This is a genomic window from Pseudanabaena minima str. Chao 2107, from assembly GCF_051131155.1.
GTDB classification, from domain to species: domain Bacteria; phylum Cyanobacteriota; class Cyanobacteriia; order Pseudanabaenales; family Pseudanabaenaceae; genus Pseudanabaena; species Pseudanabaena minima.
On the sequence record NZ_CP159508.1, the window covers coordinates 60814 to 75732 of the forward strand.

The 14919-nt window shown below is 41.9% G+C and carries 9 protein-coding genes; 8 read left to right on the forward strand and 1 reads right to left on the reverse strand.

Translation table 11 applies throughout. The features are described from left to right. Nucleotides 1-64: 64 nt before the first annotated feature. From ABM313_RS00280 to rdgB, 5 genes are all read left to right on the forward strand, one after another. Complete coding sequence (locus tag ABM313_RS00280; protein WP_434685713.1) at nt 65-2080, forward strand: chloride channel protein; 2016 nt, start codon at nt 65-67, stop codon at nt 2078-2080. Nucleotides 2081-2134: 54 nt separating this feature from the next. Further along, nucleotides 2135-2725, forward strand: coding sequence for a GUN4 domain-containing protein (locus tag ABM313_RS00285; RefSeq protein ID WP_434685714.1), 591 nt, complete (start codon nt 2135-2137; stop codon nt 2723-2725). Between the two features lie 149 nt (nt 2726-2874). Then, on the forward strand, nt 2875-4029 hold the full coding sequence (locus ABM313_RS00290) for an Hpt domain-containing protein (protein ID WP_434685715.1): 1155 nt from the start codon (nt 2875-2877) through the stop codon (nt 4027-4029). Nucleotides 4030-4050: 21 nt separating this feature from the next. Further along, complete coding sequence (locus ABM313_RS00295) at nt 4051-6099, forward strand: DUF3352 domain-containing protein (RefSeq protein ID WP_434685716.1); 2049 nt, start codon at nt 4051-4053, stop codon at nt 6097-6099. 126 nt (nt 6100-6225) lie between these two features. Next, complete coding sequence (gene rdgB / locus ABM313_RS00300; RefSeq protein WP_434685717.1) at nt 6226-6825, forward strand: RdgB/HAM1 family non-canonical purine NTP pyrophosphatase; 600 nt, start codon at nt 6226-6228, stop codon at nt 6823-6825. A 238-nt stretch (nt 6826-7063) separates the two neighbouring features. Here the strand turns inward: rdgB and ABM313_RS00305 are convergent, their stop codons facing one another. Continuing rightward, nucleotides 7064-8029 (reverse strand): exopolyphosphatase, encoded by a 966-nt coding sequence (locus ABM313_RS00305; protein ID WP_434685718.1) that lies wholly within the window; start codon nt 8027-8029, stop codon nt 7064-7066. A gap of 657 nt (nt 8030-8686) precedes the next feature. Here ABM313_RS00305 and ABM313_RS00310 point away from each other — a divergent pair. The 3 genes from ABM313_RS00310 to rpoB all read left to right on the forward strand — a co-directional run bounded on the left by ABM313_RS00310 (nt 8687) and on the right by rpoB (nt 14728). Next, complete coding sequence (locus ABM313_RS00310; RefSeq protein ID WP_434685719.1) at nt 8687-9514, forward strand: methyltransferase domain-containing protein; 828 nt, start codon at nt 8687-8689, stop codon at nt 9512-9514. A gap of 280 nt (nt 9515-9794) precedes the next feature. Further along, complete coding sequence (gcvT, locus tag ABM313_RS00315; protein WP_434685720.1) at nt 9795-10883, forward strand: glycine cleavage system aminomethyltransferase GcvT; 1089 nt, start codon at nt 9795-9797, stop codon at nt 10881-10883. A 542-nt stretch (nt 10884-11425) separates the two neighbouring features. Beyond that, the gene (gene rpoB, locus ABM313_RS00320) at nt 11426-14728 is read left to right on the forward strand and encodes a DNA-directed RNA polymerase subunit beta (RefSeq protein WP_434685721.1); all 3303 of its coding nucleotides are present in this window, start codon (nt 11426-11428) and stop codon (nt 14726-14728) included. The last annotated feature ends 191 nt before the right edge of the window (nt 14729-14919 follow it).

Sequence of the window (14919 nt, forward strand, 5' to 3'; positions counted from 1 at the left end):
CCAGCCTAAGTCACACCTTAGAATTGCTCTAGCCCCAATTACTCTTTCCCACGAGTTCTCCACCATGTCGCTTTCCCGCCTATTGGTGACCGTTCTAAACCGTCTTCAGCCATCTGCGGAGACGGTTATGCTTGTTTCGGCGATCGCTGTGGGCTTAATCAGTGGCACTGGTGTAACCCTATTTCGTAAGCTGATCTTATTTACCCAAGAAATTTATTGGCATGAACTAGCCGTAGTTCTCAGCAATCATTGGCATTGGGCGATCATATTTATTCCGATGGTTGGAGCGCTAGTTGTCAGCCTTGTACGCTTAAAATTAGATAAATTAGATCAAGCAGAAGCGAGGACTGCTAACCGAGAACTAGGGCTTTCCTATTCACAGGTTCCTCTAAAAACTGTGGCAGCAGCACTTTCCCTAGGTGCAGGTGCTTCTCTTGGTCCTGAAGGACCGAGCGTCGAGCTAGGTAGCAATATTGGCTCTTTGCTTGGTCAAATGCTGCAATTTTCCAGTGAACGTATTCGCTTACTGATTGGGGCGGGGGGAGCCGCAGGCTTAGCCGCAGGATTTAATGCTCCGATCGCAGGTGTATTTTTTGCCCTTGAAGTCTTGCTCCGTGATTCCTATCGCACTAATAAATCTAGTCCCAACTCTGATGTAAGTGTTGTTGTAATTGCCTCGGTCATTTCGGCGTTAGTTTCTCAGATTAGTCTCGGTGAACGTCCAGCTTTTAGTTTACCTGTCTACGAAGTACGCAGCTACTGGGAGTTGCCTTTGTACCTTGGATTAGGGGTGCTGGCTAGTGCCGTTGCCCTGATGTTTACTCGCGCAATTAAACAAGCAAAGAAATTTTTTGCAGGGGAATGGGCGATCGCCCCATTTATGCAAAAGCTATCGATGCCCATCAAATTACTGATTGGTGGACTATGTGTCGGGCTGATTGCCTTAACTTTTCCTGAAGTAATTGGGATTGGTTACGAAACGGTGGAATCGATCTTGCAAGATACACCGTTCACGATTCCGCTATTAGCAATTTTGTTGGTAGTTAAACTTTTATTGACGGCGATTAGTTCGGCGAGTGGTTTTGTCGGTGGTATTTTTGCACCTTCAATTTTCCTAGGAGCCGTTTTAGGTAGTTTGTATGGACAAGCGATCGCCAGCTTTTTGCCTGCTTCGATCCCGATCGCTGCTTCGCCCGCCTATGCCCTTGTGGGAATGGCGGCAGTTTTGGCAGGAACAGTTCGTGCCCCCTTAACATCTGTATTGCTGCTATTTGAAATGACTCGCGACTACCGCATCGTTTTACCATTGATGGCAGCCGTAGGACTCTGTGCATGGGTACTTGACCAAATTGATTCATCAAAATCCGCTGATCGGATGATTATGCAATGGTCTGGTCTACCCGCCGACATCGAAGTCCTTGAAAAAATCAAAATTGCCGAAGTCATGACACTCAATCCTGCATCGGTTAAATATTCAATGCCTTTAATGCAAGCCGCCCAATTTATCACCAGTGGCTACCACCATAGCGCCTTAGTATTAGATGAAATTAACCACTTGCAAGGGATTTTAACCACTCAAGACTTAAAACGTTTGCTATCAGCACCTGCAACTGATCGCCCCCTTGAAGACATGACTGTCCAAAATATTTGTACCAGTGAGGTAATCTGTACTTTTGCTGATGAGTCTCTTGCTGAAGCTTTAAAACGTATGGCAACAAGGGATTTACGCCAGATGCCTGTAGTTGATCGCCACCAACCCAAGCGGGTAATTGGGATGGTAGATCGGCTGGCGATTACCACAGCCTACAATACAGCACTAACAAAACGAGCGATTACTGCTAGAATTACAGCGACTAAATCGACTGTACCTATTGCGAATAATACTTATACAGCTATAACTAACGTTGCTAGTAATGGTTCTAGTAATATTTCGAGCAATAGTGCTAATGACAAGAGCAACGATAAAGACAATAATTTAAGTAATTTAAATAATTCTCTAAGTAACACTTTAGATAGCACTTCAAACAATAACTTAAACAGAGAGTCAGATATTCATAGTTCTGAGGCGATTTCCTCTTAAAATTTACGCAGAGATTGTCTTAAATATCTGGCAATTAGCCCAAACAAGGATGTCATGGATAGCGAAGAAATACTAATTGAATTTGTGGGAAATGGCGATCGCGCCAATGGTGAGTCGATTAAATCGATCAGCACTACTAAGATTAAAGACAGCATTCAAAGACTTGCTAGCTTGGTGCAGCAACTCGCTACAGACAGCTCGCCAAGTCATGCCAATGGGTTAGCGCTAGATGAGGTCGAGATTTCGATCAAACTCACAGATACAGGCGAAGCAATTTTATTAGGTGATGGTCAAAGTAATGGAGCCATGACTTTACGGTTTCGTCGTCCTCAAAAAGGATTAGCGATCGCCAGTGGTGAACCATCTACTCAATTACAAGCACTCACTTCTAGCACAGGCGTTGACTATACCAAGTTAAGAGCCTTGCTATCCAGTGGTAAATGGCAAGCCGCAAATCAAGAAACATGGAATGTGATGTGTCATGCTGCACGTAAAAATATTGGTTCAGTGTTGACAGCCGAAGAGATTAAACAAATTTCCTGCGACGACTTGCAAATCATTGATAACCTGTGGCGGCAGTATAGTCAGGGTCGCTACGGATTCAGCGCTCAAAATCAGATCTATATGTCATCAATTCTGGGATAAGTATATGGACGTAATTAATTACAATCCAAGCCTGTAAAGTTTAGCTTCGCAAGGATGTGCAACTCTACAGGTTTGGGTAATTTATTTGCACAGGTACTTAGTAACTTCATCATCTCAATTTACAAGGCAAATCATAAGGGGTTAGTGTCATGGATCAGGATAAGCAAAAACAGATTACAGGCTATTTCATTGAGGAGGCAAAAGAACATCTCCAGACAATTGAATCAGGGCTACTCAATTTGCAATCACTGATGGGTAACTCTGAGTCGGTTAATGAAATATTCCGAGCGGCTCACTCAATTAAGGGGGGAGCAGCCATGCTGGGGTTTAGTAGCATTCAACATGTTGCTCATAACTTTGAAGACTATTTTAAAGTTATTCGAGAGAATACTAATTTTCAAGTCGATCAAGATTTACAGACACTTTTTTTACAAGCTTTTGACAAATTACAAGAGCTAGTTGAACATTTGCAAAGTCCTTATGGGCTAACCAAAGATGCTGTTGATAACGTTATGGCAGGCTCTGATCAAATTTTTGCAAATCTCAAAAATCATCTTCAAAATTTAATTTCAGGAAAAGAAACCCAAGGTAATGCACTAGATGGAGAGACAAAAATTGATACAAAAGCCATGGTGACAGCATTTCAGTCGGAAGTACCGCTTAAATTGCGAAATATGCTGGAGTTATTTAAGCAACCTGATAGTCCTCGTAGCCGTCAAAATCTAGCGGCAATTTGTACTCAGCTACAGCAAATCGGTGATCACTTTGGTCTAGCACCTTGGTCAGTGTTGATGGAATCAGTCAACATAGCTGTATCCAATCCTAACAATCAATTTCGCACCCTTGCACCAATTCTCATCAAAGAAATCAAACAATCTCAGGAGCAAGTTTTAGCGCAGAAAGCTGATCAAATTAAAGCATCACCGCAGTTATTACAATTACTCCCAGCCAATGTCACCAGCAAGTCACCAGCACCTAAAACGACTTCTTCACAGACTACCAAAGCGGCTAATATTGCTTCGGAGAATACTTCAGCTGATGAGGTGAGTAAGATTTTTGGTGCAGTCATCGAAGAAGATAAAGCGATGAAAGGTTGGCAAGTCTTTAGCGATTGTGTTGGGTGGCGACAAAATGGAACTTGGATTGCTTCCAATGCTACTTCTCCTCAAACTGCTCCTGATGGACATTTTCCCACACCACTTTGGTTAGCATCATGGCATCAATCTAAAGATTCTAAAGCTAAAGAGTTTCAAGCTCAGTATGCTGCTCTCTTAGCGAAGATTGCTAGCTGTAACATTAATTAATTATCTTAAAGAGAATGGAACATGCAAAGTGCTGCCCATTCTCATAATAAAGTTTTACCATTTACATTCAAGAGGGTTGCTTCTGTGAGGAGTCTGTTTGCCACGATTTTAGCGATTAGTGCTAGTACTTCAGCTTTGCCTACGATCGCTAATCCCATCAAAGATGTATCTGTTAGTCCCAAATTAACGAACTCTTTAAGTACTATTGCTACTGGAAATATCCAGAACTCTACATCTAGTCAATTTGCCCGACGTTCTCTTGATCTTGCTAAACAGATTCCCATAGATATAATCGGATTAGTCATGGTTGATCTGAATGTAGACTCTTGGAATGTGTTTGGTAAATCTCAAACTGCCGATCCAATTTCTGCGCTTGATCAATTATTGACATTTTTTGGTCAATTTCCCCAAATCTCCATTGCTAAAGACATTCAACCTTGGCTGGGCAAAGAAATGGCGATCACCTTTGCTGCGAATACTGGGGAGCACCTTGAGTTAACTTTTACAGCCTTATCTCCAATTACAGATGTACAGAAATTTGAGCTTTTTCTGAATAAGTTAAAAAGTATCAATTTGCCGAAACCAACAGAAACTCTATATCAAAATGTCAAAATTCTAGAATGGCAATTACAAGAAGAATCTATTGGAGCCAAGAAGCCAGTTCTATCTCAGAAAAAAACAGCAATCGCATTAAAATCTTTGCTAAGTGTCAAGCAAAATAATGCACCTGACACAGATGATCAAGAAGAAGATTCTGAATCAGAAGAAGATCCAATTGATCCAAGCATTCCTGACTTTAGCTTAAAAAGCTTGGTGATTGCCAAGTTGCCCAGTGGAATTGCGGTAATTTCTACCAATCGCCAAGCAGTTCAGAAAATAATTGATACATCTATTGAAACTCCTGAATTAAGGTTACCGTCTCTAGCTGCTCATCCTCTGTTTTTGAGATCTCTAAATAATCCTCTATGGAATCGATCGCTGATTGCAGGTTATGGTGATTTTAAAGGGCTAGGTCAAATTTCTGAGCTTGTGGCTGCGGATCTGCCTGAGACTTCGGAAATCCCGGGATTTAGTCGTGAAGAATATATTCAAGGCTTGAAGTATACGCTGGGACAGTACAGCAGTTTTGATCTATTCACATGGGTAACTCCCAAAGGTCTTCGTAGTCAGAGTAATAGCTATTTCTCGGAAGTGCGATCGCCTCTACCCAAGGATACGGAAACTCGTGATCGCCTGCTGTCTTACCTGCCCTCGAATATCTATGGAGCAATCACTAGTCGCAATCTCAATCGTCAATGGCAATGGTTTGTGGAAGAGTCAAAAAAGCAACCTTCCTACAAAATTTTTGTTGAAGGACTGCGAATGCTTACTCCTTTGATTGCTGGTTCTGGATTAGATCTCGACATTGAGAAAGATATTATCTCTTGGATGGATGGAGAATATGCAGTTGTTGTGTTTCCAAGTGAACACTCTCCTTTTAAAGAAATTGGTGTTGATTTGACCATAGGAGCGTTAATTCGTACATCCAATCCTGAAGCGGCTAATGCAACTCTTGCCAAATTAGCCAAGTTTTTTACTGGATTTACGGAGATGGATGAAAATATTCTCCAATTGAAAAAGCGTCAGGTAGGTACAACATTACTAACCAGCTTTGAGGTTCCTGATAATCGAGTCGCTGGTAAAACCCAGAGCATTTTTGCCTATGGCTGGCGCGATCGCCAGACCTTAATGCTAACCTTGGGTGCAAATACTGCATCAGCTTTTATTCCCATCCCCAAGCCTGCTTTGGCTGAATCAGAGATGTTTCGCGATGCGATCGCTGATATGCCCCAACCAAACTTTGGCTATTTTTATCTCAATGCTAATGCGATCGCCAAACAAGTCGTGACATTAGGTCTTCTCTTTACAGCACCTAATTTGGACATTCCACCAAGTCAAGACAAGTCATCGCAACCAGTAATTCCCGCCGAAATCCAAAAGGCAATTGATCGACTTGGAGGTGCAGTTTTTGTCTATTCCGAAACTAGCGATCACTTTCAGTCTGATTTCTTCCTTGGAATAAATCCATAGTATAAGTAATGGTGGCGCTCGCACCGTCATTACTGTTTGTTTTTTTGAAACACTGTATCCTAAGAATTTATAACTGTTTTGCTATGGCAATCATATATGATTCCCATAGCAATGATGGTTTAACAAATGTCTGATATGTCAACTCAACTGCAAAAATTAGTAATTGCAAGCGGAAATGCTGGCAAGATCGAAGAGTTTCGCGCTTATTTAGCAGACTTAGGTGTAACGCTGATTTCCAAACCTGACAGTATTGATGTCGATGAAACAGGTACAACTTTTATTGAGAACGCTCATCTCAAAGCTTCTCAAGTCGCGATTGCTACAGGAGAATGGGCGATCGCTGATGACTCTGGATTAGAAGTAATGGCTCTTAATGGCGCTCCAGGAGTGCTTTCTGCTAGATATGCTGATACAGATAGCGATCGCATTAATCGAGTCTTATCTGAACTTAATCATCACTCCAATCGCGAAGCCCAATTTGTTTGTGCGATCGCGATCGCCTCACCCGATGGTGCGATCGCTGCTGATGCATTAGGAGTTTGCAAAGGCGAGATCGCCAATGCTCCTCGTGGTAATAATGGATTTGGATATGATCCAATTTTCTTAATACCAGAGTTTCAGCAAACCTTTGGTGAAATCCCACCAGAAGTTAAAGCTAAAATAAGTCATCGCGCCAATGCGCTCTCTATCCTTCGTTCCAAATTACAATATTTCGTAAATCAGTAAATTCTTATAGCTATAGCAACGCAAGAGATAGCTAGGACAAATCGCCAAAAAGATAAGTGGCGGCGAGAAGCGCTGCCACTCAAGCAAAGCTTACATTGCCATACTACTTATTAAACGAATTACAAAATATTTTTTGAAAGTGTTGCAAAGTAACGCTTTCAAAAAATATCTTGGTTTGGATTTAAGCGTAAGACTTTATCAAAGACTTTTAAAATCCTGTAAAGCAAGGCTTTAAAATCTATTCGAGAAACGTCATTGGCTGAGCCACATTATTTCTGGTAATAATGTCAATTAGTTCCTGTTTAACTTCTTCTGCTTGTTCATTATCAACCTGACAAGTACCAGCATTAGCATGTCCACCACCTTCGTACCTCAACATTAACTCACCGATATTGATCGGACAGGTGCGATTGAGAACCGACTTGCCAACTGCAAAAACAGAATTCTGTTTTTGTCTTCCCCACATCTGATGAATAGAGATATTACACTGAGGATATAGAGCATATACCATAAAACGATTGCCAGCATAAATCGTTTCTTCCTTCTGCAAGTTCACTATAACTAATTTGTCGTGAACTTCTGCACAGTGCTGAATCTGTCTCTTAAATATCTCCTGCTGCACAAAATAAAGATCTACTCTCTCCTTAATATTCGGAAGTTCCATAATTTGTTCAATGGTCATGCTCCGACATGCCTCGACCAATTCCATCATTAAGGCATAGTTAGAAATCGTGAACTCACGAAATCTCCCCAAACCTGTCCGCGAATCCATCAAAAAGCTCAACAATACCCATCCCTGAGGAAGGAGAATGTCATCGATATCAAACTGTGCTGAATCACATTTGTCTACTGCTTGCATCATTGCTTGCGAGATCTGTGGAAACTTTAATTTGCCACCATAGTAGTTATAAACAACTCTTGCTGCTGATGGAGCTTCACCTTCGATAATATGGTTTTCAGGAGTATCATAAATTCGCATCGTTTCACTTGTATGGTGATCAAAGACTAAATATGCACCCTCTATATATGGCAAGTTAGTCAAAATATCGCGATCGCAGACCTCTACCTTCCCGTCTTGGACATCTTTTGGGTGGACAAATAAGATCTCATCAATCATATCGAGTTCTTTAAGCAACACAGCACTGACGACACCGTCAAAGTCACTACGGGTAATTAATCGATATTTTTTGGTTGTGGATGACATACGCTAATGCCCTTGATAATCTTACAAATATTATGATTCTGTCCATAACTATAGCAATGCTTGAGTTAGTTAGGGCAAATCAAATTCAACCTATGCGACTTTTCTGAAAGTGCGTTCTAAGCTCCCATTTCTATGAGTCAGTTTAAAATTAAAACGAACTGAGGTTAAGTTAAGTCTGAAGGTAAGGTTAATCAACTAATCTTAATTTTTTGTCTTGTAAGCGTAGCGTGAATTCGATATAGCTATTTGCGCTTCACTTCGCGCCAGCAATTCTAATTATGAAACCGATTTTGATAATGAGCATTGCTGACTTCGCGCAGTACAAACAGCGCAAAATGGTAAAAATTGCTCTGCGATTTTTACCATTTTGCGAGTGCGTCGAATTGATGTTAAGTTTAGAGATCGCAGTAAGCAGAGACTTAAATTGTGCAGAAATTACCTTACAGAATTTGGCTCTTCTGGGGTTTTCGTGTAAATTGTAAAGAAATGATACAATAATCGATGATATGATGAATCTGAAACTGTTGCTTAGAAAGGCTTCTGGAAGATATTAGCTATGCTTGCAAACCCAGAAAAGCCAGTTGTTGTTTGGGGTAGAGCTTCGTAAATGTGTTTGCTAGAACGCAATAACTAGAACGCAATAATAAGGGTACTTATATGGACAGAATAAAATATGCATTAGGTTTGGTATTAGCCAAATTATTTCCTAAAAAAGCTGATGAAATCCGCGAAAATTTTACGATTCCTAATTATCTTTGGAGTAGCCGAAAAGTCCCTGTTGTTGATAGATTAATTCGGTTTTACCTTGGATGCAAAATAAAAAAGCAAAAGGGTAAGATCTCAGATGAGTTGGAATCAATCCATAGAAATTTTTGGAGCAAAGCAGACAAGTATTTTGCTGACACTAAAAATAGAACGGAAGAAGTACATATACCAGCACATAAGAATATCGTTCAAGGGCTAATCACTTTATTAGAGGATAAAAATATTCAAACTGTGTGCGAATTTGGGACTGGAGATGGAAGTTGGTTGAATTATCTGTCTCAACAATGGACAGTTGTTAAGAAATTTATTGGGATTGATATATCAGAGCATCAAGTTGATGACAATAATAGAAAGTATAGCCACCTTACATTTGTTAGGTCAGATTTAATTGAATGGACTGAGAAAAACGCAACACACAATACCCTATATCATACCTGCGGTGGAGTTCTTGAGTATTTATCGGAAGACTCAGTTAGGCGACTCATTCAGATATTGAGAAATCAAGCAAAAGATTCGATAGTATTCTTTATTGAACCTCTTTATGGTGATTATGATATTAACAAAGATATTGCTTCAGAAATAATCAGTTTTGAATATTCATACACCCATAACTATGTTCACTTGCTCAAATCAGCAGGCTTTGAAATCATAAGTCATGATGAAAAAGAAGTGGGTTGTTTGGGCAGAATGATTATTGTGTTAGCTTATAATAAGGGGTGATTTAGGATTTGCAAAAGTATTATGGTGCAACTGTTTTCATACATAGAACTACAGAGTTTCGCGCTTAAACTTAAATCAATAAATAATTTTGAAAGTGTGGCAAAGCGCCACTTCTAAAATTATTTTCTGTGGGTTGTTTGAGTGGTAGATGATGTAATAATCAAAGAGTGGTCGCAGATTATTTTTAGTCCGTAAGAAATATCTTAAGTGATCTCCACACTAGTAAAGACTTGCTTATTGAACTACATATTGTAGTTGTAATAGTTTTTAAAATAAATTTATGACCAACATTCTCAAACGCACTCCCTTGTATGATCTCCATGTTGCTGCTGGTGCGCGATTGGTGGAATTTGGGGGCTGGGAGATGCCTGTTCAATACAAAGGTCTGGTTGCAGAACATAATGCCGTGCGATCGCAAGTTGGAATGTTTGATGTGTCGCACATGGGCAAATTTGCAATTTCTGGGGAAGGTGTTCTCGAAACCTTAAACAAACTTGTGCCATCTAATTTAGGAAGAGTGAAGGTGGGACAGGCGCTATATACGGTTTTACTCAATGAACAAGCAGGGATTATTGATGATGTGATTTTTTATCGTCATGAACCTGATGGAGAGCGCGAAAATTGGTCAGTAATCGTCAACGCTTCAACTACTGACAAAGACAAAGCATGGTTACAACAACATTTAGGCGATCGCCTGATTGATAATTCGGCTTCGCAAACGCTCATTGCAGTTCAAGGCAAAACTGCGATCGCTACGCTACAAAACATCATTACTGAAGATTTATCCAAGCTACCCCGTTTGCGGTTTGGACATACTCGTACCGAAGTGTTAGGTGTGCCCAGTTTTGTGGCGCGGACAGGCTACACAGGCGAAGATGGCTGTGAAATCATGACCGATATCGAAACAGGTAAGGCTCTTTGGCAAAAACTTCTCGATCTCGATGTTGCTCCCTGTGGCTTAGGTTGCCGAGATACCCTGCGCCTAGAGGCAGGAATGCATCTTTATGGTCAAGATATGAATGATACGATCACTCCTCTGGAAGCTGATCTAATGTGGATTGTGCATCTTAAAGAGAAAGGTGATTTTATCGGACGTGCGGTTTTAGAAGATCAAAAACTAAATGGAGTCTCTCGCAAATTAATCGGTTTAGAACTAGAAGGACGCAATATTGCTCGTCACGATTACCCAATTCGGTTTGAAGGCGAAACTGTCGGTATTGTCACCAGTGGCACAATGTCACCAACTTTAGGCAAGGCGATCGCTTTCGGCTATGTACCAACTCACCTCGCTAAGAATGGTCAAATCCTCCAAGTCCAAATCCGCGATAAAGAGTTTCCTGCCAAAGTAACTAAGCGAAACTTCTTATAGGACTTGAGTCAACAACAAGTAAAACCGAAGAAACCCGATTTTTTGTGGGTTGGCTTTGCCAACCCACAAAAAATCGGGTTATTGACTAACGTCAGTTTTCCGAAAGTAAAAAAAAGATAAGAATCGCTTAGCGATTCTTATCTTTTTTGCCATTTGCTTCGTACAAAGCACGAAGCAAATGGCTATATCGAAATTACGTTTTGATACCAAATCACAAAATGGCGTAGCCATTTTGTGATTTTAAAACCCTTACTGGGTTTGGTTTTTAATTCCCGAAAGTGTAGCCACACTTTCGGGAATTGGCATGATTAAGCCGCAGGACTTTAAATCTAGGTTTCGGTGAAAAGCAATCATTGTTTTTTCGTGTTAGCAAAATCTTAGATATGTTTAAGGTGCATTAGCAAAAAACTAGTTTTTTGAGCTGGCTATTAAATATCAAAATAGCTTGACAATCGGATCAGAGGTAAGTTAGGATAATGTGCTTATGTCTAGAATTAAAACTAAACATATACTCCGCCCACTAAAACTGCAGTCATTAGTGCATGAATAAGCCTACTCTTGTTACTCCTGCCTTCGTTCTACCAGATCTTGTAGAAATCCAGCGGGAGAGTTTTCGATGGTTCCTAGAAGAAGGACTTATTGAAGAGCTTGAGAGTTTCTCACCGATTACAGATTATACGGGCAAAATGGAACTCCATTTTATTGCCAAAGATTATAAACTCAAGCGTCCAAAATATAGTGTTGATGAGTCCAAGCGTCGGGATGCCACCTATGCCGTACAGATGTACGTTCCCACCAGGCTTATCAATAAAGAAACAGGAGAAATAAAAGAGCAAGAAGTTTTTATCGGCGATCTGCCTCTGATGACAGATCGTGGAACATTTATTATTAATGGCGCTGAGCGAGTCATCGTCAATCAGATTGTCCGTAGCCCTGGGGTTTATTACAAACAAGAGATTGACAAGAATGGTCGCCGTACTTACAACGCCAGTCTCATTCCTAACCGAGGTGCTTGGTTAAAGTTTGAAACCGACAAGAATGATCTTGTATGGGTACGTATTGACAAAACTCGTAAACTTTCCGCACAGGTATTACTCAAAGCGATCGGCTTAAGTGACGCTGAAATTCTTGATGCGCTTACCCACCGTGAGTATTTCCAGAAAACAATTGATAAAGAAGGTCAGTTCGACGAAGACGAAGCGCTGAAAGAGCTATATCGCAAGCTCCGTCCAGGTGAACCTCCTACGGAGTCGGGTGGACGTGAACTATTGCGATCGCGCTTTTTTGACCCTAAACGTTATGACCTCGGAAAGGTTGGACGTTACAAGCTCAATAAGAAATTGCGCTTAAATACCCCTGACACCATGCGGGTATTGACCGAAAAGGACATTCTCACGGCGATCAATTATTTGATTAACCTCAAATTTGACATCGGTGAAATCGACGACATTGACCACTTGGGTAACCGTCGCGTTAGGTCAGTTGGTGAATTGCTACAAAACCAAGTTCGTGTTGGCTTAAACCGTCTAGAGCGAATCATTCGCGAACGAATGACTGTCTCTGATGTCGATGCACTCACCCCTGCATCTTTGGTCAACCCCAAACCGTTAGTAGCTGCGATCAAGGAATTCTTTGGTTCCAGTCAACTATCTCAGTTCATGGATCAAACCAATCCTCTCGCTGAGTTAACCCACAAACGCCGTCTTAGCGCCCTCGGACCTGGTGGTCTGACCCGTGAACGCGCAGGTTTCGCGGTGCGAGATATTCACCCTAGCCACTACGGTCGCATCTGCCCCATTGAAACTCCTGAAGGACCTAACGCCGGTCTGATCGGTTCCTTGGCAACTCACGCCCGTGTGAATCAATACGGCTTCATCGAGACTCCTTACTATGCAGTCGAAAACGGCAAAGTTCTCAAGAATGAAGAACCTGTCTACATGACTGCTGATGAAGAAGATGAATTCCGTGTGGCTCCTGGTGACGTAGCCACTAACGATGAAGGTTACATCTTTAACGAAATTGTACCGATCCGCTACCGTCAAGAATGGGGTACTGCTTCACCTGAAGAAATTGACTATGTCGCGGTTTCACCCGTGCAGATTATCTCGGTAGCAACATCGCTGATTCCCTTCCTTGAGCATGATGATGCTAACCGCGCCCTGATGGGATCGAACATGCAACGTCAAGCAGTTCCACTTTTGCGTCCTGAGCGTCCTCTGGTCGGTACGGGACTGGAAGCGCAAGCGGCTCGCGACTCAGGGATGGTCATTGTCTCGCGTGTTACAGGTGAAGTCTCCTATGTCTCTGCCGATGAAATTCGCGTTAAAGCTGATGATACTGGGCTGGAAAGCATCTACCGTCTGCAAAAATATCAGCGATCAAACCAAGATACCTGCTTAAATCAGCGTCCTCTGGTATGGGTTGGCGATACGGTCGTAGCAGGGCAAGTGCTTGCTGATGGCTCAGCAACTGAAGGCGGCGAAATCGCCCTTGGGCAGAACATTCTGGTTGCCTATATGCCTTGGGAAGGCTACAACTACGAAGACGCAATTCTGATTAATGAGCGTTTGGTAATTGATGACGTTTACACCTCGATTCACGTTGAAAAATACGAAATTGAGGCGCGTCAAACTAAATTAGGTCCTGAAGAAATCACTCGCGAAATTCCTAACGTTGGCGAAGATTCCCTGCGTAACCTTGATGAGCAGGGCATTATCCGCATCGGTGCTTGGGTTAGTTCTGGGGAAATCCTTGTTGGTAAGGTTACTCCTAAGGGTGAATCCGATCAGCCCCCTGAAGAAAAGCTTTTAAGAGCAATCTTTGGTGAAAAAGCTCGTGATGTAAGGGATAACTCTTTGCGTGTTCCTAACGGTGAAAAGGGTCGTGTCGTTGATGTGCGCGTATTTACTCGCGAACAAGGTGATGAATTACCCCCCGGAGCCAATATGGTCGTCCGTGTTTATGTTGCTCAAAAACGCAAGATCCAAGTCGGCGACAAGATGGCAGGTCGTCACGGGAATAAGGGTATTATTTCGCGGATTTTACCGAAGGAAGACATGCCTTTCTTGCCTGATGGTACTCCTCTCGACATCGTGTTGAATCCTCTAGGTGTACCTTCACGGATGAATGTTGGACAAGTATTTGAATGCTTGCTAGGTTGGGCTGCGGAAAACTTGAATGCTCGCTTTAAGATCGTACCTTTCGATGAAATGTATGGCGAAGAAGCTTCTCGCGAGTTGGTACATGGCCAGCTAGAACATGCACGTAATCACACTGGCAAGGACTGGATCTTTAATGATGGATTCCCAGGTAAATTGACCGTATATGACGGACGCACTGGCGAACCATTCGATCAGCCCGTGACCGTTGGTAAAGCCTACATGCTGAAACTAGTTCACCTTGTCGATGACAAGATTCACGCACGTTCGACTGGACCTTACTCTCTGGTTACGCAGCAGCCTCTCGGAGGTAAGGCTCAACAAGGTGGTCAGCGCTTTGGAGAAATGGAAGTGTGGGCTTTGGAAGCTTTTGGTGCTGCCTATATTCTCCAAGAATTGCTCACTGTCAAGTCTGACGATATGACGGGACGTAACGAAGCTCTCAATGCGATCGTGAAAGGTCATGCAATTCCACGTCCTGGTACTCCAGAATCTTTCAAGGTATTGGTACGCGAACTTCAGTCGCTATGTTTGGATGTGTCAGTTCATAAGCTTTCTGAGGATGGGAGCAATCAAGATACTGAAGTGGATCTGATGGTGGATACTGGTTCCCGTCGCACACCAAATCGCCCAACCTATGAGTCAGTCTATCGAGGTGATATTAACTTTGATGAGGATGATGATTAATTATTAGCTGTTGGCTGTTAGCTGTTGGCATTTAGCTTTTTGGATATCCAAAGCTAAATGCCAGTAGCTAACAACCTTTCGCTAACTAAAGTTTGGTGCTGAAATTCAGCGAGCGCAATTCAATTATAAAAAGCTAAAAGCCAATGGCTAATAGCTTTTAGCTTTTGATCTAAAGAACTTAATTTAAGGAC